Here is a 20,207-nt window from a genome sequence, read left to right as displayed (position 1 = left end):
GTATGTTCGTTAATCATAATGTGCCCTCAAACAAGATTTGAAGATCTGATCATGACATTGAGATTTAGTTCAAAAAAATCCCCGCTAATTTCTTAGCAGGGATTTGTGTATAAGAGACAGCATAAAGCGCCTTTTTTAATGAGCCGCTTTTAGTGGCGGTTAATTTTAAAGTCGAGCTGTACCTGAGAAATAGCGCTAACAGGTTTACCATTTTCAAACTTTGGCGCGTAACGCCATTGCTCAAGCGCTGCTTTGGCTGACTTTTCAAATGCGCTGCCGCCTTCAGAGCTAAGTACTTTTGGGTTTTTTACAAAGCCAGCTGCGTCTACCTCAAACTCCATAATAACGCTACCATCGGTACTAAATCTGGCTTTGTGCACTGGGTATTTAGGATTAACACGATAGAGTGGTGTTTGCTCTTGCGATTCTTTCCATGGCACCATTTGAGCGATAGCGAGGCAATGTTTAGTTGCTTCCTCGCTTTTGCCTTGTTTTTCGTACAGACCTACAAGTTTAGAGTGAGCGGTTAGCTCAGCACTGTGATCGTATTTTAAGTTATCGTCAAACGCGGTAACTATGTTGTTTAAGCGCTCAATTGCTTGATTATATTTTTTACTACCTTCGGCAAATGCGGCTATTAAAAAATTAGCTTTAATTTGCTCTACCGAGCTACTAGGCAGATTTTCACGGTAGTATTCGTCGGCTTCTTCTAGGTAGTTTTTCGCTTCGCGATATTTTTTAGAGCTAAACTTTTTAGCAAGCAGTGATGCCGCTTCTAGTTTCATGTCGGCTACAAATTTAGGCTTATTTTGTGTTTTAGCTATATCAATTACTTGTTCTAAAAAGTTAGCTGCTTTGTAAGCTGATGTTGTGTAGTTAGCTTGGCCGAGTAGTGCATCAATTGTTTCTATTGATAGTTTACCGTGGTTTGCAGCTAAAATAGTATGGGCTTCGTTATAAAGTGCAAAACGCTGTTCGTTTAGCTCATCGCCGTAGCCTTTTATTGCTTTAGCGTAATTAATAGCTAAGTTGGCAGTATTGTCGTCGCTTTTACCGTAAACGGCTTTACCTGATGTGTAAGCAAGTTTGGCAGTTTGTTGTACGTTTTTGTCTGCTTTAACTGCTGCTAAATAGCTTTGGTATGCTTGGCTAAATACCGCTTGAGGATCGCTTGCTTGGCTGGCGAGTGCTGTAGTACTTAAAGTTGTTGCGCTCAAAGCAGATAAACTTAAGCCTATAAATAAAGCGAGTTGCTGACGTTTCATAATAATCCCTATCGTTGTTTAAAATACAAAATACCAAACGCGCCCGTAAGTGTCACTGATTAAGGTAAATCAACGTAAATAACATTGGCTGTTATTTGTATTAATTTATTGCTAACAATCATTGAAAATAACGCCTGTCGTCGCCATATATTTGCCATAAACAGTCTTGTACTACGGTGTATTTATCCTATTTTGTGATATTATCACTTTATTGTCGTGTCGTAGTTATTTAAATATTTGGATTTGTCGTGGCGCAAGTAAGAGCAAGAGTCCAGCTTAATGTTGGCAGAAATAGTGATATCCCTGCAGAAATAATCTCATTTACTGATTTAAAAGATGGTAAAGAACATATTGCTATGGTGTTTAACAACGCTGATACAGAGCAAGATGTACCGCTTATTCGTATGCATTCAGAGTGTTTAACAGGTGATGTATTTTACTCATCGCGTTGTGATTGCGGCGAGCAGCTAAATGAATGTATTGAAATGATGCACGAGCAAGGCGGTATATTATTGTATTTACGCCAAGAAGGCCGTGGCATTGGTTTATACAACAAAATTGATGCTTACGTATTGCAATCGCAAGGTATGAACACCTACGAAGCTAATAATCATTTAGGCTTTGCTGATGATCTACGTGATTTTTCGGATGCTGTGTTAATGCTTAATGCGCTTAATTTAAGCCACGTTAAATTAATGACCAATAATCCTAAAAAGCTTAACGCATTAAAAGATGCCGGTATTAATGTTGACTCGGTTGTGGGCACGCATGCGCACATTAAAGCGGGTGTTGCGGGTAATAAATCGTACCTAGAAACAAAAATTAAGCATGGCGCGCATATGTTAGATATTAAGAAAATTAAAAAACCTTAATCATTTAATTACGTTTCGTCTATTAATACCCCCTCACGCCAAGTTATACTTGGCGTGTTTCGTTTTAAATTAAGAGCAAGTATGTCTACACAATTACGAATTTTTAAAGCCGATGCAGGGCTAAAGTGGTTAAAAGCCGGATGGCTTATTTTTAAAACCCAGCCAGCAACCTTTATTTTTATGCATTTATTTATTGGCATTGTAGGGCTGCTGTCTTTATTTTTACCTTTACTGCAAGTGGTAGCAGCACTAGCTACGCCATTTTTAACCGCAGGGTTTTACCAAGCGGTGCTTAGTAAGCAGCAGGGCGGAAAAATTATGCTAGCCGATATTCTCAAGCCATTTACGGCTAAGGGAAATCGTTTAGGGTTATTACGTTTAGCACTTTATCAAATGGGTGCGGGTATTTTAATGGCGTTACTTGCTAATGGCTTATTTGCCGATGCAGTGGCTGTTATGAGCCAACCGGGACTTGATCCAAACGTAGCACTTGAACAAATGCTTGAGAGTATTTCGGGCGCGAATGTCATTTTGTTTTTTATGGCAATGCTAATTTATTTAACGGCGTTTGCTTACGCTGTACCGCTTGTTTATTTTAGTAAAGAAACACGTATTTTAACGGCGCTTAAAAAATCGTTAATGGTGTTTTATCATAACATTTTGCCACTTGGCGTTTTTGGCCTTATTTGCGCATTATTTATGGCGCTTTCGATGTTCTTATCGTTCTTACCACTGTTGATTTTAATGCCGATTTGCTACATTAGCTTTTTTGTATCTTATCAAGCCATTTTTATGCCTGTTGTACCACCAAGTGACGACATTAATGTTAAGCCACTTAGCAGTGAAACAAGCGGGCGTTTTGACGCTTAATGGATGATAAATTAAAGCAAAAACTAAAAAACTATGTACTTTGGTTACTTGGGCGCCAAGAATATTCGCGTCGTGAGTTAACGCTCAAATTACAGCAAAAAGAAGCCACAGAAGAGTTTATTGAAACGCTGCTTGATTGGTGCGAAAAGCATAATTTTATTAACGAGCAGCGATACTGTGAAGGCTTTGTAAGAAAACACGTATTTAAATGCCACGGGCTTAAGCGAATACAAAGCGAAGCTATGGGCAAAGGGATTGATCGTTCGCTACTTGAATTGGTAGTTGAAGAGCTTGAAGTAGATTGGTTTGAGCTTGCGCAGGATGCGTACAATAAAAAATATTCAAATACACCGCCAGATCTCGATTACAAAGATAAAGCTAAGCGCGTGCGCTACTTAATGTATCGGGGTTTTAGCTACGATGAAATTAATTTTGCAATGCAAGCACAGTAAATACAGGTGAGACTTTCAAATGCAGCACATGACTACCGCACAAATTAGGCAACAGTTTTTAGACTTTTTTGCCAGCAAGCAACATCAAATAGTACCTTCTAGCTCGCTTATACCGGGTAATGATGCCACGTTGTTATTTAACAATGCCGGCATGGTGCAATTTAAAGATGTATTTTTAGGCGCAGAAAGCCGCCCTTATACACGTGCGACAAGCTCGCAGCGCTGTGTACGTGCTGGCGGTAAGCATAACGATTTAGAAAACGTAGGCTACACTGCTCGCCACCATACATTTTTTGAAATGTTAGGTAACTTCAGCTTTGGTGATTACTTTAAGCAAGACGCGATTAAGTTTGCATGGGAGTTTTTAACTGAGGTAGTAAGTCTACCTAAAGAAAAACTTTTAGTAACTATTTATCACGATGATGAAGAAGCGTTTGGTTACTGGGCTAATGAAATTGGCTTACCAGAGGATCGTATTATTCGTATTGCGACCTCAGACAACTTTTGGTCTATGGGCGATACTGGTCCGTGTGGTCCGTGTTCTGAAATATTTTATGATCACGGCGAGCATATTTGGGGCGGTCCTCCGGGCTCTCCTGAGGAAGACGGCGACCGTTTCATCGAAATTTGGAACCTTGTATTTATGCAATACAACCGTCAAAGCGACGGTACAATGTTGCCTCTACCTAAGCAATCTGTTGATACGGGAATGGGCCTTGAGCGTATTTCTGCTATTTTGCAGGGCGTGCATTCAAACTACGAAATCGATTTATTCCAAGGCTTAATTGCTGCTGCTGCAAGTGTTACTAATGCACAAGACATGGACGATAAGTCACTACGCGTAGTGGCCGATCACATTCGTTCGTGTGCGTTTTTAATCTCAGACGGTGTTATGCCATCTAACGAAGGTCGTGGTTATGTACTGCGCCGTATTATTCGTCGTGCTGTGCGCCACGGTAACAAGTTAGGTGCACAAGGTTCGTTTTTCTATAAATTAGTTGCTGCGCTAATTGAGCAAATGGGTCAAGCGTACCCTGAGCTTGCTAAGCAACAAGAAATTATTGAAAAAGTATTACGCATTGAAGAAGAACAGTTTGGTAAAACACTTGAGCGTGGCTTAGCTATTTTAGAAGAAAGCTTAAGCGACCTTAAAGGCGATATTATACCGGGCGACTTAGTATTTAAACTTTATGATACGTATGGTTTCCCAGCTGATTTAACGGCCGATGTTGCGCGTGAGCGCCAGATGACAATTGATCATCAAGGCTTTGAAGAGTGTATGGCTGTACAACGTAAAACAGCGCAACAAGCAGGTAAATTTGGTGCAGATTACAATGACCAATTAAAATCAGATAAACACACTGACTTTAAAGGTTACGACAGCACACATTATAGCGCGACCGTTATTGAAATTTTTGCCGGTGGCGAAGCTGTTCAGTTATTAGAAGATGGTCAACAAGGTATTGTAGTACTAGACCGCACACCGTTTTACGCTGAATCAGGCGGCCAAACGGGTGACTCGGGTACTATTACAGTTGCTGGTGGCGAATTTAATGTTACTAATACCACTAAGCTTGGTAATGCTTTTGCTCACCACGGTACTGTACAAGGTCGTATTGGTGTTAATGACAAAGTTGACGCCACTATTGATGATACGCGCCGCGACAGCATTAAGAAAAACCACACAGCTACGCATATTTTACACGAAGCACTACGCCAACTATTAGGTGACCATGTAGGCCAAAAAGGCTCACTTGTTCAGCCAGATCGTTTACGTTTTGACTTTTCGCATTTTGAAGCAGTTACTAAAGATGAGCTACGTGAAATTGAGCGTGTAGTTAATGACGAAATTCGTCGTAACTTTGCACTTAATACTGAGCTTATGGCTATTGATGATGCTAAAGCGAAAGGTGCTATGGCATTGTTTGGCGAAAAGTACGATGACGAAGTACGTGTAGTTACTATTGGCGACTACTCTATTGAGCTTTGTGGTGGTACTCACGTTGAGCGCGCTGGCGATATTGGTTTATTCAAAATTGTATCTGAAAGTGGTATTGCCGCAGGTGTTCGCCGTATTGAAGCCGTAACCGGTGCAGATGCTGTAGCGTACGTTAGCGAGCAAGAGCAACAACTTAGCGATGTTGCAGCTTTAGTTAAAGGCGATAGCGCATCGGTACTTGAAAAAGTAACTGCGTTACTTGAAAAATCTAAAGGCCTTGAAAAGCAAATTGCACAGCTTAGCGATAAGCTAGCAAGTGCAGCGGGCGCGTCTTTACTTGATTCGATTGTTGAAATTAATGGCGTTAAGCTACTTGTAGCAAACGTTGAAGGTACTGAATCTAAAGCGCTTCGCGGTATGGTTGATGACCTTAAAAACAAGATTGGCTCAGGTGTTATTGCACTGGGTGTTGCCAGTGGCGACAAAGTAAGCCTAATTGCCGGTGTAACGAAAGACTTAACAGGCAAAGTAAAAGCCGGTGAGTTAGTTAACCATATGGCAGGTCAAGTAGGTGGTAAAGGTGGCGGTCGTCCAGATATGGCACAAGCTGGTGGTAGTGAGCCACAAAATCTTGCTGCTGCACTAGATAGCGTTACAGCTTGGTTAACTGAGCGTACTTAAGCCTAAGTGGCGCTTATTGTTCAAAAATTCGGTGGCACTTCGGTCGGCTCAATAGAGCGAATTGAAGCAGTCGCCGACCTTGTTGTTAAAACCAGACAACAAGGACATCAAGTGGTTGTGGTGCTCTCGGCTATGTCGGGAGAAACCAACCGCTTAATTAACCTCGCCAAACAAATTGATACTCGCCCGAGTAGCCGTGAACTAGATGTACTTATTAGCACCGGAGAGCAGGTTTCTGTATCACTGCTTGCTATGGCTATTATCAAACGTGGTCATTCAGCTGTAAGCTTATTAGCCGATCAAGTCAATATTCTAACCGACAACATGTTTGGTAAAGCTCGTATTGATGAGGTTGCTGCTACGCGCTTAAAGCATGAACTTGAGCATAATCGTATTGCTATTATTGCTGGGTTTCAGGGACGTGATATTGAGGGCAATATTACAACGCTTGGACGCGGCGGCACCGATACATCGGCTGTAGAAATAGCAGCGGCTATAAAAGCCGACGAATGCCAGATCTATACAGATGTTGACGGCGTATATACTACAGATCCTCGTGTTGAACCTAACGCGCGCAGAATGAGCCAAGTTACTTTTGCCGAAATGCTAGAGCTGGCAAGTTTAGGCGCAAAAGTTTTGCATATTCGCTCGGTAGAAGCTGCAGGTAGACACAATGTGCCACTTAGGGTGCTTTCTAGTTTTAATCCTGATGAAGGCACATTAATAAGTTTTGAGGAGAACGATATGCCAAGCAAGGTGGTATCGGGGATTGCGTTTAATCGTGACGAATGTTTAATTAAAGTAGATGGTGTGCCAAGCGGTACGCAATATCTTTCAAAAATATTGAAACTTTTTGCTGATAATGGCATCGAAATAGATATGATTAATCAAGTTAATCATATCTTTGAAAAAATAGACTATGCTTTTACTGTGCACTCGAATGATTATCTGCAAGCACTTGAATTATTGAGCGAAGATCAAGCTCAACTCAGTGCTCAAAATATAAGCGGATTACCAACGGTAGCTAAAGTTTCTGCTGTTGGAATGGGTATGAAATCGCATTCTGGTGTAGCAAGTTTATTTTTTGATGCATTAGCGCAGGAAAATATTAATGTGGTTTTAGTCTCGACTTCTGAGATCAAAATTTCAGTTTTAATAGATGAAAAGTACCTAGAGTTGACAGTTCGTGCATTACACAAAGCATTTTTAACAGAAAATGGATAAATTGAGAGTTTTTACTTACTTTTCAGTCTAATTTTCATTAGTATGTTTAAGCGGAATCTTATAATTTTTATTGGAACATGGGAGCAAGAGAATGCTAATACTAACTCGTAGAGTAGGTGAAACCCTAATGATTGGTGACGAAGTAACAGTTACTGTTCTAGGTGTTAAAGGAAATCAAGTTCGAATCGGTGTTAATGCACCAAAAGACGTATCAGTGCATCGTGAAGAGATTTACATGCGCATACAAGCTGAAAAGTCGAACCCTAATCCGGGCAATGCTTAATCAACACGTATACGTAGTTGAGTAATTAACTCAACTAGTCAAAAAGCCACTCACTGAGTGGCTTTTTTGTTTATAAAAGCGAGTGTTTCTGGGGTTAGTATTTGTTTTGAAATGTACTGCATTCCGCTTTTATTTTTAATAATAATACCTTGCTGAGTATCTATTACTTGGCTTATGTCTTGCCAAGTTAGCTGAAAGCTTTTGTAATGATTAGCCGATTTAATGCCTTCTTCATCAAAGGTAAGTGTTACCTCAGAGCCTGACGCTCTGCTGAGCATTTGTCTGGTTACCCACCAAGGTCTGCGATAGTAAAAAGCGACGCACTCTAGTACACCTAGCATGATCATAAACGATCCTAAGTAATGATCGTTTAAAACATAAATGCCAAATAAACCAAGCGCAACGAGGAGTACAAGTAAAAAGTACTTAGGTTTGGCGCGCTTACTGTAGGGGAGTGACTCGTCAAAGCACTCGTAAAAGTAAGGTTTATCTAGTGTGTAGGTTGTTGTAAATGCCATATTGCCTTGCTTTAAATATCGTTTTTTTTATTTTAACAAGCTAACCGCTAAATGAGCAGCTTTATAGTCAGTGATTTTATTACAGGCACAAAAAAACGGCCCTAAGGCCGTTTTTTAGCGTTACAAGAAGAATTAACAGTTAGTTTCTTCAGCGTTTACGCCTTCTTTAACATTTTCACATGCATCTTCTACTTTGTTTTGCACGTCAGTTACTGCTTCGTCAATACGTTCGCCTGCGTCTTCTGCATGATTGTCTTCACAACCCATGATGAAGAAACTTGCGAATAGACCGATTAGTGCTGCTTTTACAGTTGTTGAATTCATAATGTAATTCCTTGTAAGTATTAATTAAATTTTAGTGTTTGTTAGTTGAATGCTTTATCTACCTGGGTGATTTACCACGTAGTGCACCTGAAACTAATGAGATCACTAAAAGTACTAAAAATATAAAAAATATAATTTTTGCTATACCAGCTGCGGCACCTGCGATGCCACCAAAACCTAACACTGCAGCGATTAAAGCAATAACTAAAAATGTAATTGTCCAGCGTAACATTGTTTTCTCCTTGGTTATCAAATTTGCTCACAATAACTAATGCCAGTTATATGCCAAAGTTTATTTTTGTTTTATATCAGATGGTTATGGTTTTTAACTGTGTTTTTAGTTATTAGTTAGTTAGTAATTTTTACGCTTTGTTATGTAAGTTATTCACACTGTTACAAGTTACCGGTAAATATTCACTAAAAATAATGTTTTTGGTAAGACCAATTAACAATTGATGTGTGTTTTTGTACTTATTATAAAATTTGGCGGTTATTTTTATTAAGTTGAATAGTTAATTAACAACTTCCATATAACTATTAGCTATAGTCGTTATTTTCTGTATGTATTGTAGGGCGCATGATTGCTGGGTTATGGCATGTAAATTTGTTGAGTGTTATGTTGTTTATAGTTTAATTGGTTTTACCAATTTACAAGATGTAGACAAAGCGACTAGTTTTGTTATTATCCAGTGAATAAATATTTAGTTAAATCGATTTTTTATTTTCGATATGGGTTTCAAGGGGGAGAAAAATGGATATAGGTGCTCTACTCACAACGGCTGGTAGCTTAATGCTAACTGGTATGGTTGGGGTGTTTGTATTTCTGTCGATATTAATTGGTGCAGTAACGCTTATGTCTAATTTGGTGACGCGCTATAGCGAACCAGAGGCATCACCAGCTAAATCACCGTCTTTTAAATCTCAAGGTGTGCCTAATGAGCACATCGCTGCTATTAGTGCTGCCATTGCTCAGTACAAATCAAATAATAAATAAGGGGCACACACATGGCTAAATTAAAATTAACAGAATTGGTATTACGCGATGCGCACCAATCATTGCTCGCAACACGTATGCGCCTAGACGATATGCTACCTATTGCTAGCAAGCTAGATGATGCAGGTTATTGGTCTATTGAATCGTGGGGCGGTGCTACATTTGATTCGTGTATTCGTTATTTAGGCGAAGATCCTTGGGAGCGTATTCGTGCGCTTAAAAAAGCGATGCCTAATACTAAACAGCAAATGCTATTACGCGGTCAAAACCTATTAGGCTACCGCCATTACGCTGATGACGTAGTTGAAAAGTTTGTAGAACGCGCACATAAAAATGGCGTTGACGTATTTCGTATTTTCGATGCAATGAACGATGTACGTAACCTAGAAACAGCGATTAAAGCGGCTATAAAAGTAGGCGCACATGCTCAAGGTACTATTTCGTACACAGTAAGTCCTGTTCATACGCTTGATATGTGGCTGACTCTTGCTAAGCAATTAGAAGATTTAGGCTGTCACTCAATTTGTATTAAAGACATGGCGGGTTTATTAAAGCCGTACGATGCTGAAAAATTAATTAAAGCACTTAAAGAAACCGTATCGGTTCCTATTGCTATGCAGTGCCACGCTACAACAGGTTTAAGTACTGCGACTTATCAAAAAGCGATTGATGCAGGCATTGATATGCTTGATACCGCTATTTCATCAATGAGTATGACTTACGGACACACCGCAACTGAAACTATTGTATCGATAGTTGAAGGAACTGAGCGCGATACCGACCTTGATTTAAACCACCTAGAAGAAATTGCTGCTTACTTTAGAGATGTACGTAAAAAATATGCGGCATTTGAAGGTAGCTTAAAAGGGGTTGATGGTCGTATTTTACTAGCTCAAGTACCTGGTGGCATGCTTACAAACATGGAAAACCAACTTAAAGAGCAAGGCGCGGCAGATAAGCTTAATGAAGTTTTGCTTGAGATCCCACGCGTACGTGAAGATCTTGGTTTTTTACCTTTAGTAACACCCACGTCGCAAATTGTAGGCACTCAAGCTGTACTTAATGTACTTACGGGCGAGCGCTACAAAACAATTACTAAAGAAACTGCTGGCGTATTAAAAGGTGAATATGGTTTAACACCAGCACCAATGAATAAAGAGCTACAAGAGCGTGTGCTTGATGGAGCAGAGGTTATTACTTGTCGCCCTGCAGATAACATTGCACCAGAGCTTGCAACGCTTGAAGCTGAATTATTAAAAGAAGCGCAAGAGCAAGGTTTAACACTTGCTGATGAGCAAATTGATGACGTACTAACTTATGCATTATTTCCGCAGGTTGGTTTGAAATTTATTAAAAATCGTAATAACCCTGATGCATTTGAGCCTATTCCTACCGTTGAAGATAAGAGCAATAAGGCAGCACCAAAATCGGGATCAAATAATAGTAGCGTTAAAGCTGAGCAATACAGCGTAAAAGTAGATGGTAAAGTTTACGACGTAGTAGTGGCGCAAGGTGGTGAGCTAAAAGAGGTAACATTAAAAGACTCTGAGCACATTCCTCAATCTGCTTCAGTTGCATCAGGTGAAACACTTAATGCCCCTTTAGCCGGTAATATTTTTAAGATTAAGGTAAAAGCTGGGCAAGTTGTTAACGAAGGTGATGTAGTGATTATTATGGAAGCCATGAAAATGGAAACCGAAATACGCGCTACGCATACCGGAACAATTGCTGAAGTGTTAGTTGGTGAAGGCGATGCTGTGACTACCGGCGACGCTATGATTGCATTAGCTTAGGAGTAAATAGAGGATGGAAGGTATTTTAAACCTCTGGAATGCTACTGGCATTGCTAACTTTACAATCCCATCGTTAATTATGATTGCGGTAGGGTGTTTATTACTGTTTTTAGCGATAGCTAAAGGCTTTGAACCACTATTATTGCTACCGATTGGTTTTGGTGCGATTTTAACAAATGTACCTGTGGCAGGTTTGTCAGACCCAGGTGGGCTTTTGTACTACGTTTATTATGTGGGTATTGATACGGGGATTTTTCCGTTATTGATATTTATGGGAGTAGGGGCGCTAACCGATTTTAGTGCGCTTATTGCTAATCCACGTATGTTGCTATTAGGTGCGGCTGCACAGTTTGGTATTTTTGCGACTCTGTTTGGTGCGATATTATTAAACTATGTGCCAGGCTTTGAGTTTACTTTACAGGATGCATCGGCTATTGCGATTATAGGTGGAGCAGATGGACCGACTGCAATATTTTTAGCGTCAAAACTGGCACCTGATTTACTTGGTGCAATAGCGGTAGCCGCATACTCATACATGGCACTTGTGCCAATTATTCAGCCGCCAATTATGCGTGCGTTAACAACCCCAGAAGAACGTAAAATTAAGATGCCAGAGCTTCGCAAAGTATCTAAAAAGGAAAAGATTATTTTTCCTCTTATGGTGCTTAGTTTAACGGCTATGTTTTTACCGGCTGCTATACCGCTTGTAGGTATGTTTTGTTTAGGTAACTTAATGCGAGAGTCGGGTGTTGTTGATAGATTAAGTAACAGTGCTCAAAACGAAATCATCAATGTTACAACTATATTTTTAGGTTTAGCTGTAGGTTCAAAGCTTGCTGCAGATAAGTTTTTAACTGTTGAGACGATTGGTATTTTAGTGCTTGGCGCACTGGCTTTTGCAATTGGTACGGCATCTGGCGTATTTATGGCAAAAGGACTTAACCGCATATCTAAAACACCTATAAACCCATTAATTGGGGCAGCAGGTGTATCGGCTGTGCCAATGGCGGCACGAGTAGTTAATAAAGTTGGCCTTGAAAGCAACCCACATAACTTTTTACTTATGCATGCTATGGGACCCAACGTAGCGGGTGTACTTGGTAGTGCAGTTGCTGCGGGTATTTTATTAGCACTTGTAGGCTAATAATTAACGTGGTAGTTAATAAATGATTTAGCGCAGTTTACTGCGCTTTTTTTTGTTCTTAATTTGTTCACCGCTAAATAGTTTCTTGTTCAGCGCTTTTTGTTTACAGTAACAGCTCTTCAAAATTTTAAGGATAGTTATCATGCTTCACACACCTTTAGCAAAGCACTTACCTCATGTTAGTAAACTTGTATTCGGATGCATGGGTCTGGGCGGCGGTTGGAATAAAGACGCAATCACTGATGCACATGTTAAGCAAACTCATGAATGCATAGATAACGCTATTGAAGGTGGCATTAACTTTTTTGACCATGCTGATATTTATACTTTTGGTAAAGCGGAGCAGGTTTTTGGTAAAGCATTAAGCGAGCGACCAGAGCTTAGAGAGCACATGTATATTCAATCTAAGTGTGGGATTCGTTTTGAAGATGACTTAGGGCCAAAGCGCTATGATTTTTCATCAAAGTGGATTGAGCAATCAGTTGAAGCATCCTTGAAGCGATTAAATACAGACTATTTAGACGTACTTATGCTGCATCGTCCTGATCCACTCATGGAAGTTAACGAAATTGCTCGTATATTTAGTTGCTTAAAAGAAAGCGGTAAAGTGCGCAATTTTGCAGTATCGAATATGCAGCAACATCAAATAAATTTTTTACAGCATGCACTTGATATGCCGATTGTGGCTAATCAAATTGAGGCTAGTTTACAAAAACATCAGTTTGTTGATGAAGGTGTATATGCCGGTAACAGTGACGGTAAGGATCTTAATTTTACGCCCGGTAGTATTGAGTACTGTCGCCATTTTGAAATTCAAATTCAAAGCTGGGGCAGTTTATGCCAAGGATTATACAGCGGCAGTGATTTATCAAACGCATCGCAGGCTGATATAAACACCAGTCTTTTAGTTAATAAGCTGGCTGCACTTTATGATACTTCTGCTGAGGCTATTGTCATTGCATGGTTACTGCGCCATCCCGCATCTATTCAGCCGATTATAGGAACAACTAATGCCAAGCGTATTAAAGCCTCTTGTGATGCTTTAAACGTACAACTAACTCGTGAGCATTGGTATGCACTTTATGTAAGCGCTAAAGGCCATGAGCTACCATAAGAAGGGCTTTGATATGAATATATTCGTTATTTTAATTGGTTTGTTTGTCGCGCTAGCGATACTTATTCCATTGCTTGAAAAATATCAAAGTAAAATAGGGCTCAACGGTGCAACCAAATACAGCAAATATATTTGGCCATTAGTGATGGTGTCTTTAGTGATTCAGCTCATTTATGTATTAATGTATTAATGGTTTATAGCGTATACAAAAAAGCCTTTGCAGGTTAAACCTGCAAAGGCTTTTTTAATGTTTATTAATAAACTTTATTTAAGTGCTAACTGTAGCTCGCGATTGCGCTCAAGTTGGGCAATAAAGTTATCTGCAATCGGTTTAAACTTAGCAAGTTCTGAGCGAGGTAGTGGCTCTGACTTAGGAAGTTTTACTGTTTTAGGATTACGGTGAACGCCATTTACTAAAAATTCATAGTGTAAATGCGCGCCAGTAACACGACCCGTAGAACCTACAGTACCAATTTGTTGGCCCTGTTTAACTTTTTGGCCCGTTTTAACTAGTTTCTTATTTAGGTGTAAGTACTTAGTTACATATTGTGTGCCATGGCTAATAAATACGTAGTTACCGTTGTACTTGCTGTAACCCGCTTTAACTACCTTACCGTTACCTGATGCAACCACCGGTGTGCCAGTGCGTGCCGCAAAGTCGATACCACGGTGCGCTCTAACTTGCCCAGTAACTGGGTGTAAGCGACGAGGATTAAAGCTCGAACTAATATACTTAAAGCTTACAGGTGCACGTAAAAATGCTTTTTTCATGCTACGCCCTTCAGGCGTATAAAAATTGCCATCGGTATGGCGAATCGCTGCAAAGCGCTGACCTTGGTTTACAAATTCAGCGGCAATAATTTTACCGGTACCAATAAACTCGCCATCAACATAATGAGACTCGTAAATTAAGCCAAACACATCGCCTTTACGAATGTCGTTTGCAAAATCAACATCCCAACCAAATATGTCAGCAAAGTTCATTATTTGACGTTCGCTTAAACCAGCCGCTATTGCTGAGGTCCAAAAGTTGTTAGATATTTCGCCGCCAGCGGTTTTGGTTAGCGTTTCAATTTCTTTACTATCAATAGCTGTATCGTAGTTACCTTCTTCATTTAAGGTAACAAATAAAGTATCGGTTTTTGAAATCACATAGCGCAGTTGAGCCAAAGAGCCATCTTCAGCTGTCGCAAAGCTAAGTATTTCACCGGGGTGAATTTTAGTTAGCTTGCGCGTTTCTGCGTTAGTGTTAATTAGTTTATGGAGCGTTTGAGCTGAAAAACCAGCACGTTTGAAGATAATTGCTAAATTGTCGCCATTTTTAACTTTATGATCGACAAAGTCGTATTCTGGTAACTTTTCTGCTGCTTGCTCTGAATTTAACTCAGTTAATTTTTCGTTGTCATCAACTTTAACTTGTAACTCATAGCGCTTGCCTATCTCTAATGCATCTGCATTATTGTCTTTAGAAGCAGTCGCTTTTTCAGAAGGAAGAAATGCCAAGCCGGCAATAGCAGAAACTAAACCTAAAATAAGCAATTTGTGTTTTTTTGGGAGAGTGTTAACCACGTGAACCATAACGTGCCTTTTTCTGCTGTCAAGATAATAAATACATAATATTGCAGGATATACTTAATAATGTACGAATACTAGTGCTTTGTAGATTTAAACTAACCTTAAACTACGCTAAAATCAGGGTTAAGAAGCCTTTTTTAACGTCCTATCTAACTAAGACTCAATTCATTTTGTTTAGTTGCATTAATAACTTAAAAAGTTATTTTAATTAGGTAGAAATTTGTTATGTTAGCTACATATATATATTCGGTTTAAACCTATATTAAACCGTGATTACAAGTAACTAGTCCGCCCCTTCGTAGGCAGAATTTTGGAGTAACACAAAGTGGATTTACAAACCGCTCTAGCAGAGATAAAACGCGGTGCAGAAGAAATATTAATTGAAGACGAACTAGTTGAAAAACTAAAGTCGGGCAAAAAGCTAAAAATAAAAGCTGGCTTTGATCCTACAGCCCCTGATTTACATTTAGGGCACACTGTACTAATTAATAAAATGAAAACCTTTCAGGATTTAGGTCATGAGGTTATTTTCTTAATTGGTGACTTTACTGGCATGATTGGTGACCCAACAGGTAAAAACGTAACGCGTAAACCACTTACTCGCGAAGACGTACTAGCCAATGCCGAAACATATAAAGAACAAGTATTCAAAATTCTAGATCCTGCTAAAACCACTGTTGCATTTAACTCTACTTGGATGGAAAAGTTAGGCGCTGCAGGTATGATAAAACTTGCTGCTAACCAAACAGTAGCGCGCATGCTTGAACGTGATGACTTCAAAAAGCGTTACAGCAGCGGTCAACCAATTGCAATTCACGAGTTTTTATATCCACTGGTACAAGGTTGGGATTCGGTTGCACTAGAGTCAGATGTTGAACTGGGCGGTACTGATCAGCGCTTTAACTTGCTAATGGGTCGTGAGCTACAAAAAGTTGAAGGCCAAAAGCCGCAAACAGTATTAATGATGCCATTACTTGAAGGTACTGACGGCGTTCAAAAAATGTCTAAGTCGCTTGGTAACTACATTGGTATTACTGATGCGCCAAACGATATGTTTGGTAAAATAATGTCAATTAGTGATGTGCTAATGTGGCGTTATTACGATTTATTAAGCGCGCTTTCTATTGAAGAAATTGCAGCTCAAAAAGAACGTGTTGAGCAAGGTACTAACCCGCGCGATATTAAAATAGAACTAGCTAAAGAGTTAATTGCTCGTTTTCATAGTGAAGCTGATGCACAAGGTGCACATGATGATTTTATTCAGCGTTTTCAGAAAAAAGCGTTACCAGATGAAATCCCAGAGCTGACAATCACTATTGCAGAAGATACTATTTTAATTGCTAACTTGCTTAAAGAAGCAAATTTAGTAGTAAGTACATCAGAAGCAATGCGCATGATTAAGCAAGGTGCAGTTAAACTTAACGGTGAAGATAAAATCACTGACACCAAACTTGAAATAGCAAAAGGCACAACAGCTATTTACCAAGTAGGTAAACGTAAGTTTGCAAACATCACTGTAGCTTAAATACCGTTTGAAAACTAAAAAACCAGCCTAGGCTGGTTTTTTTGTGCTCGTATTTTGGGGTCTGTAAATAGTTACGAGGTAGTCACTAAATAGTCACTAAATCACTTTTAATATTTCAATACTTACAATTACTAACAACCAAAATACACGCGCCTGATTTAATCTATTAATTATTACAGGTACATCCTCGGGTGTAGGTAGTCTATCAGTACCTATACGCATTTTATTAAAGCGAGTACCTAAATAAACTGCAGGCCCGCCCAGCTGCACGCCAAGTGATGCAGAGCATGTGCTTAGTAGCCAACCTGTATTTGTTTGATAAAAATGTCTACCATAATGCTTTATGTAGTGCATGCTTTGTTTGCTCGCTCTACTTGCTGCAATAGTTAAAGCGAGTAAGCGCATTGGAATATACTCAATAATAAACAAGAGAGTTTTAAGCGGTTTTAAAAAGTAGCTATTTGGGGATATATCACTACGCCAGGCTTGTTGTATTAAAGTAAGTAATCGATAGGCGAGGGCAGCAATAGGGCCAAAGGCTAAAAATATAAATATAACTACGAAATAGTATCGAGCAGTGCGCAGTATTAAGCTTTCAATTAATGCTTTAATAATACCAGGAGATGAAAGCCTATTAACTTCACGGGCAAGCAGTGGTTTTAGTAATTCGCGTGCTGTCGATTTTTGATTTTGTTTAGTTAGCTTTGCAATGCGAAGTGCTTTTTTATCAATACTCTTACTTTCTAAGCATAAGTATAAAATAAGGCCAGCGAGTAATTCAGGGTAAAAAGCAAACTCGAGTAGTAGCACTACAATAATGAGAATGACACTTAAAATGAGCGTGCTTGCGAGTATAGCTGCCAAATATTGATAGCTTTTAGGTTCTTTGCTTTTGTATATGCGCTTGCCAATAGCACTAAAAACAGCATTTAACGCTGTATTAGGATGATACCAGCTAATAAGGGGAATAAAGCGCTCAGCAAGGAGCGCTAGTATGAAGGCAATAAAGTCCAAGTGGTTTTGAACAATATTGCTAAGCATTTACAGAGACACTGCAGTTAGCTTTTCTAAAAGTGCGACAACCATTTTAGATGAGTTGATTGATGCTGTTTCTAGGTATTCTTCAAATGATTGTGGTGACTCTTTACCTGCTATATCAGACATTGAGCGAATTACAACAAATGGTGTGTTAAGCGTAAAACACGTTTGTGCAATTGAAGCGCCTTCCATTTCAACGGCAAGCATTGTAGGAAAATCACTGCGTGCTTTATCGATACGCACAGGGTCACACATAAATGTGTCACCAGTACAAATTAAGCCAACAAGTGTTTTAACATCACTGATTTGTTCGATTGTTTGTTGTGCTGCTTCAACTAATTTAGGGTGAGCTGCAAAGCCTGCTGGCATTTGTGGTACTTGGCCAATTTCGTAGCCAAAAGCAGTAACATCTACATCGTGATGACGTACTTCTGACGAAATTACTACGTCGCCAACACTTAGAGAAGGATCGAATCCACCGGCAGAGCCTGTGTTAATTACGCAATCAGGTTTGAAGTTATCAATCAGTAAGGTAGTTGCAATTGTTGATGCTACTTTACCAATACCAGATTGAACAAGTGTTACTGTGTTACCAGCTAATTCACCAGTATAAAAAGTGAAACCTGCTTTAGTTAAAATTTGTGGGTTTTGCATCGCTTCACGTAAAATTTTAACTTCTGGCTCCATTGCGCCAATAATACCAACATTCATAATGTTTAATTCCTGAGTTTGAATCACTTGATTATACGTGAAGTTAGCAATAAAAAACAAAAAAGCGAGCTTGTTTATGAGCTCGCTTTAAATACTTTTTAGGAGAGTATTTAATTTGGTTTTTAAATTTCAGCTAAAGCAGTTGTTTGTGCTTTGGCTTGAGAAGGTGAAAGTACCGCTGGCTTATGTGAGCGATTACGAACAGGGCGCTGCGTTTGTGTTGCTGCAGGCTTACCAAGTTTAAACATAATTGCATCGCGTACTTCAGAAGGACGGTAGCCCGATTTAACTTTCATACGAATATGTGGAATGCCCGCAGACTCTAGTGCACCGTTTACAAACCAGTCGCGTTGAGCTTTGTGGCCATCTTTATTGGCATTGTTAACTAGGTCAACGGCCGCAACAATAGTTAGTTTTTCTTTATCGATTAATACAAAGTCGAGTTGCTTATTTTTAGCTTTAGCTAAAGCAGCACGTTTAGATTTAATAGAAAGACCTTGTTTGCAGTCAATAACGTCAATTAACTTAACGCGACTAACAATTTTATATTGATCGCCTACAGCACGCTCGAGAAGATTTAAAAAAGCGCCTTCAACCTGCGTAAAAACAGTTTGCTTGCGGGTAAAAGGATACGGGTTTCCGCCATCGTCATTAAATTTTGACGCAACAACAGAAGCCCCGACAACTAATACTAGAATTAATAATAAAGCGAATTCCATACGGTAACTCCATAACAACAAATTGACACTGCTCAAATGAAGCAATTTACGTGCCTAAAAAGTATGAGTTATAAAATAATTACCAACTGTTTATAAAAGCTAAAACGATGTAGCTATTAAGCTTTGTATCCACCTTCAATACCTTTAACCGCAATAGCTACAGCATCGTGTGCATGGAGTGATTCATAATGATTTATTTGCAGCCAGTAATCGCTGTAATTATCTGTTTCTAATAAAGCTTTAATTTTACGCGCTGCGTCTTCACAAAACATAAGATTTTGACCATTTAAACGAGCAAATTCTTGCTCGTCTTCGCGCTTTACTGCCGCTTGTACCGGTGTTTTAAGTTCAGCTTCGAGGGTGTTTATTAGAGTCACTACGTCAAATTCTTGAATATTGCTATCAAGCTTTACTTTTACGTTGGCAATAGAGCGCTGCGAGTGAGGTGTAGCAACTATGCCTTGTGTAGTGCCTAGCCATTCGTGCACATCTTTTTGGCTTAAGGTTTCTTGGTTAAATTTTTCGTTAAACGCGTTTTGTATAAGCTGGCGTGCAAGTGCTGCAGAGCAAGGGCATGTTGAAGAATAGGTAACATCTACGGTTAGCTCGTAGCTAATAATATTATTTTCAATTGTACTGGTAAGTACAACTGGGTAGCTTTTCCAGCCTGCTTTACCACTTAATAGTGACTTACGGCGTAGCGGTAGTTCAAATTTAAATTCAATTTGTGCTTTATCGCTCAGCCCTTCGTGGCTAGTTATAAAGGTATCGAGTGCTTGCGCTATTGTTTGCGGATTGACTTGCTGCTCAGTTGAAAGCAGGTCAAGTGCTAAAAATAGACGTGACATATGAATGCCTTTGGCATCTTCTTTATGCAAATTTACAAATGCACGAGCTTTGGCATTTACTGTAACTGGAGATAAGTCTCGTGACTCAAAAATAAATGGCAGTTCGATTTCGCCCATGCCAACCCAGTCTAATTTACCTGTTTGTAAAGCGGGTGCAGTGTCTGCTATATCTGGCATATTGGTTTGCATGTGCGCTACTCGTATTTTGGAGATAATAAAGCGGGGCATTTTACACTAAATAATTTATTGCTGAAATGATGAGTTTAAGAGATGAGCAAAATCAAACATGAAAAATTCTGTTTTTATCGCACAACATGG

Annotated in this window: 21 protein-coding genes; 12 read left to right on the top strand and 9 right to left on the bottom strand. The window is 39.4% G+C overall.

All coding sequences use genetic code 11. The annotated features are described in order from the left end of the window. Positions 1-149: 149 nt before the first annotated feature. A complete protein-coding gene (locus I6E70_RS12790; RefSeq protein ID WP_024590084.1) occupies positions 150-1,265 on the bottom strand; it encodes an energy transducer TonB in 1,116 nt (371 codons plus the stop codon). Between the two features lie 248 nt (positions 1,266-1,513). Between I6E70_RS12790 and I6E70_RS12785 the strand changes: the two genes are divergently transcribed. The 6 genes from I6E70_RS12785 (at position 1,514) to csrA (ending at position 7,586) form a co-directional block, all read left to right on the top strand. Next, on the top strand, positions 1,514-2,137 hold the full coding sequence (locus I6E70_RS12785; RefSeq protein ID WP_007583803.1) for a GTP cyclohydrolase II: 624 nt from the start codon (positions 1,514-1,516) through the stop codon (positions 2,135-2,137). A gap of 81 nt (positions 2,138-2,218) precedes the next feature. Beyond that, the gene (locus I6E70_RS12780; protein ID WP_007378958.1) at positions 2,219-3,007 is read left to right on the top strand and encodes a BPSS1780 family membrane protein; all 789 of its coding nucleotides are present in this window, start codon (positions 2,219-2,221) and stop codon (positions 3,005-3,007) included. Then, positions 3,007-3,459, top strand: a complete 453-nt coding sequence (locus tag I6E70_RS12775; protein WP_197188855.1) for a regulatory protein RecX — start codon at positions 3,007-3,009, stop codon at positions 3,457-3,459. Before I6E70_RS12780 ends, I6E70_RS12775 begins: the two co-directional genes overlap by 1 nt. Before the next feature lie 19 nt (positions 3,460-3,478). Continuing rightward, on the top strand, positions 3,479-6,079 hold the full coding sequence (gene alaS / locus I6E70_RS12770; RefSeq protein ID WP_169060589.1) for an alanine--tRNA ligase: 2,601 nt from the start codon (positions 3,479-3,481) through the stop codon (positions 6,077-6,079). Positions 6,080-6,085: 6 nt separating this feature from the next. Continuing rightward, on the top strand, positions 6,086-7,303 hold the full coding sequence (locus tag I6E70_RS12765; RefSeq protein ID WP_197188854.1) for an aspartate kinase: 1,218 nt from the start codon (positions 6,086-6,088) through the stop codon (positions 7,301-7,303). 91 nt (positions 7,304-7,394) lie between these two features. After that, entirely contained in the window at positions 7,395-7,586 is a 192-nt protein-coding gene (gene csrA, locus I6E70_RS12760) for a carbon storage regulator CsrA (protein ID WP_004587515.1), read from the top strand. Positions 7,587-7,636: 50 nt separating this feature from the next. Here the strand turns inward: csrA and I6E70_RS12755 are convergent, their stop codons facing one another. The 3 genes from I6E70_RS12755 to I6E70_RS12745 all read right to left on the bottom strand — a co-directional run bounded on the left by I6E70_RS12755 (position 7,637) and on the right by I6E70_RS12745 (position 8,660). After that, positions 7,637-8,104 (bottom strand): YcxB family protein, encoded by a 468-nt coding sequence (locus tag I6E70_RS12755; protein WP_169044272.1) that lies wholly within the window; start codon positions 8,102-8,104, stop codon positions 7,637-7,639. Positions 8,105-8,236: 132 nt separating this feature from the next. Further along, positions 8,237-8,428 carry a hypothetical protein gene (locus I6E70_RS12750; RefSeq protein ID WP_007378921.1) on the bottom strand — a complete coding sequence of 64 codons (192 nt, stop codon included), beginning with the start codon at positions 8,426-8,428 and terminating at the stop codon, positions 8,237-8,239. A 58-nt stretch (positions 8,429-8,486) separates the two neighbouring features. Then, a complete protein-coding gene (locus tag I6E70_RS12745) occupies positions 8,487-8,660 on the bottom strand; it encodes a DUF1328 domain-containing protein (protein WP_002961939.1) in 174 nt (57 codons plus the stop codon). 519 nt (positions 8,661-9,179) lie between these two features. On the opposite strand from I6E70_RS12745, the gene I6E70_RS12740 reads away from it, so the two are divergent. From I6E70_RS12740 to I6E70_RS12720, 5 genes are all read left to right on the top strand, one after another. Next, entirely contained in the window at positions 9,180-9,422 is a 243-nt protein-coding gene (locus tag I6E70_RS12740; protein ID WP_007583814.1) for an OadG family protein, read from the top strand. 11 nt (positions 9,423-9,433) lie between these two features. Then, positions 9,434-11,215, top strand: coding sequence for a sodium-extruding oxaloacetate decarboxylase subunit alpha (gene oadA / locus I6E70_RS12735; RefSeq protein ID WP_007583817.1), 1,782 nt, complete (start codon positions 9,434-9,436; stop codon positions 11,213-11,215). 13 nt (positions 11,216-11,228) lie between these two features. Then, entirely contained in the window at positions 11,229-12,359 is a 1,131-nt protein-coding gene (locus I6E70_RS12730) for a sodium ion-translocating decarboxylase subunit beta (protein WP_002961942.1), read from the top strand. Between the two features lie 142 nt (positions 12,360-12,501). Then, the gene (locus tag I6E70_RS12725; protein ID WP_197188853.1) at positions 12,502-13,473 is read left to right on the top strand and encodes an aldo/keto reductase; all 972 of its coding nucleotides are present in this window, start codon (positions 12,502-12,504) and stop codon (positions 13,471-13,473) included. Positions 13,474-13,486: 13 nt separating this feature from the next. Continuing rightward, positions 13,487-13,663 (top strand): hypothetical protein, encoded by a 177-nt coding sequence (locus I6E70_RS12720; protein ID WP_007583822.1) that lies wholly within the window; start codon positions 13,487-13,489, stop codon positions 13,661-13,663. 74 nt (positions 13,664-13,737) lie between these two features. On the opposite strand, the gene I6E70_RS12715 is transcribed toward I6E70_RS12720, so the two are convergent. After that, the gene (locus I6E70_RS12715; RefSeq protein WP_007585425.1) at positions 13,738-15,051 is read right to left on the bottom strand and encodes a peptidoglycan DD-metalloendopeptidase family protein; all 1,314 of its coding nucleotides are present in this window, start codon (positions 15,049-15,051) and stop codon (positions 13,738-13,740) included. 322 nt (positions 15,052-15,373) lie between these two features. On the opposite strand from I6E70_RS12715, the gene tyrS reads away from it, so the two are divergent. Beyond that, the gene (tyrS, locus tag I6E70_RS12710) at positions 15,374-16,573 is read left to right on the top strand and encodes a tyrosine--tRNA ligase (protein ID WP_197188852.1); all 1,200 of its coding nucleotides are present in this window, start codon (positions 15,374-15,376) and stop codon (positions 16,571-16,573) included. 96 nt (positions 16,574-16,669) lie between these two features. On the opposite strand, the gene I6E70_RS12705 is transcribed toward tyrS, so the two are convergent. The 4 genes from I6E70_RS12705 to folE2 all read right to left on the bottom strand — a co-directional run bounded on the left by I6E70_RS12705 (position 16,670) and on the right by folE2 (position 20,078). Beyond that, positions 16,670-17,614, bottom strand: a complete 945-nt coding sequence (locus I6E70_RS12705) for a cobalamin biosynthesis protein CobD/CbiB (RefSeq protein WP_024594516.1) — start codon at positions 17,612-17,614, stop codon at positions 16,670-16,672. After that, on the bottom strand, positions 17,615-18,322 hold the full coding sequence (gene mtnN / locus I6E70_RS12700; RefSeq protein WP_024607949.1) for a 5'-methylthioadenosine/S-adenosylhomocysteine nucleosidase: 708 nt from the start codon (positions 18,320-18,322) through the stop codon (positions 17,615-17,617). A 122-nt stretch (positions 18,323-18,444) separates the two neighbouring features. Then, positions 18,445-19,041 (bottom strand): DUF2726 domain-containing protein, encoded by a 597-nt coding sequence (locus tag I6E70_RS12695; RefSeq protein WP_007582968.1) that lies wholly within the window; start codon positions 19,039-19,041, stop codon positions 18,445-18,447. 116 nt (positions 19,042-19,157) lie between these two features. Continuing rightward, positions 19,158-20,078 (bottom strand): GTP cyclohydrolase FolE2, encoded by a 921-nt coding sequence (gene folE2 / locus I6E70_RS12690; protein ID WP_024589695.1) that lies wholly within the window; start codon positions 20,076-20,078, stop codon positions 19,158-19,160. Positions 20,079-20,207 lie beyond the last annotated feature (129 nt).

This window comes from Pseudoalteromonas sp. NGC95 (assembly GCF_015864705.1).
Lineage (GTDB): Bacteria > Pseudomonadota > Gammaproteobacteria > Enterobacterales > Alteromonadaceae > Pseudoalteromonas > Pseudoalteromonas arctica.
Note: the sequence above shows the minus strand (reverse complement) of the source record. Positions and strands in the feature narration are given on the sequence as shown.

What these genes read in the sequence shown, in the direction of transcription:
- I6E70_RS12695 (WP_007582968.1), bottom strand. Translation starts at nt 19,041, where the DNA reads ATGGAATTCGCTTTATTATTAATTCTAGTATTAGTTGTCGGGGCTTCT.
- mtnN (WP_024607949.1), bottom strand. Translation starts at nt 18,322, where the DNA reads ATGAATGTTGGTATTATTGGCGCAATGGAGCCAGAAGTTAAAATTTTA.
- oadA (WP_007583817.1), top strand. Translation starts at nt 9,434, where the DNA reads ATGGCTAAATTAAAATTAACAGAATTGGTATTACGCGATGCGCACCAA.
- I6E70_RS12755 (WP_169044272.1), bottom strand. Translation starts at nt 8,104, where the DNA reads ATGGCATTTACAACAACCTACACACTAGATAAACCTTACTTTTACGAG.
- I6E70_RS12740 (WP_007583814.1), top strand. Translation starts at nt 9,180, where the DNA reads ATGGATATAGGTGCTCTACTCACAACGGCTGGTAGCTTAATGCTAACT.
- I6E70_RS12725 (WP_197188853.1), top strand. Translation starts at nt 12,502, where the DNA reads ATGCTTCACACACCTTTAGCAAAGCACTTACCTCATGTTAGTAAACTT.
- I6E70_RS12775 (WP_197188855.1), top strand. Translation starts at nt 3,007, where the DNA reads ATGGATGATAAATTAAAGCAAAAACTAAAAAACTATGTACTTTGGTTA.
- csrA (WP_004587515.1), top strand. Translation starts at nt 7,395, where the DNA reads ATGCTAATACTAACTCGTAGAGTAGGTGAAACCCTAATGATTGGTGAC.
- I6E70_RS12780 (WP_007378958.1), top strand. Translation starts at nt 2,219, where the DNA reads ATGTCTACACAATTACGAATTTTTAAAGCCGATGCAGGGCTAAAGTGG.
- I6E70_RS12750 (WP_007378921.1), bottom strand. Translation starts at nt 8,428, where the DNA reads ATGAATTCAACAACTGTAAAAGCAGCACTAATCGGTCTATTCGCAAGT.
- I6E70_RS12790 (WP_024590084.1), bottom strand. Translation starts at nt 1,265, where the DNA reads ATGAAACGTCAGCAACTCGCTTTATTTATAGGCTTAAGTTTATCTGCT.
- I6E70_RS12745 (WP_002961939.1), bottom strand. Translation starts at nt 8,660, where the DNA reads ATGTTACGCTGGACAATTACATTTTTAGTTATTGCTTTAATCGCTGCA.
- I6E70_RS12715 (WP_007585425.1), bottom strand. Translation starts at nt 15,051, where the DNA reads ATGGTTCACGTGGTTAACACTCTCCCAAAAAAACACAAATTGCTTATT.
- I6E70_RS12720 (WP_007583822.1), top strand. Translation starts at nt 13,487, where the DNA reads ATGAATATATTCGTTATTTTAATTGGTTTGTTTGTCGCGCTAGCGATA.
- alaS (WP_169060589.1), top strand. Translation starts at nt 3,479, where the DNA reads ATGCAGCACATGACTACCGCACAAATTAGGCAACAGTTTTTAGACTTT.
- I6E70_RS12705 (WP_024594516.1), bottom strand. Translation starts at nt 17,614, where the DNA reads ATGCTTAGCAATATTGTTCAAAACCACTTGGACTTTATTGCCTTCATA.
- I6E70_RS12730 (WP_002961942.1), top strand. Translation starts at nt 11,229, where the DNA reads ATGGAAGGTATTTTAAACCTCTGGAATGCTACTGGCATTGCTAACTTT.
- folE2 (WP_024589695.1), bottom strand. Translation starts at nt 20,078, where the DNA reads ATGCAAACCAATATGCCAGATATAGCAGACACTGCACCCGCTTTACAA.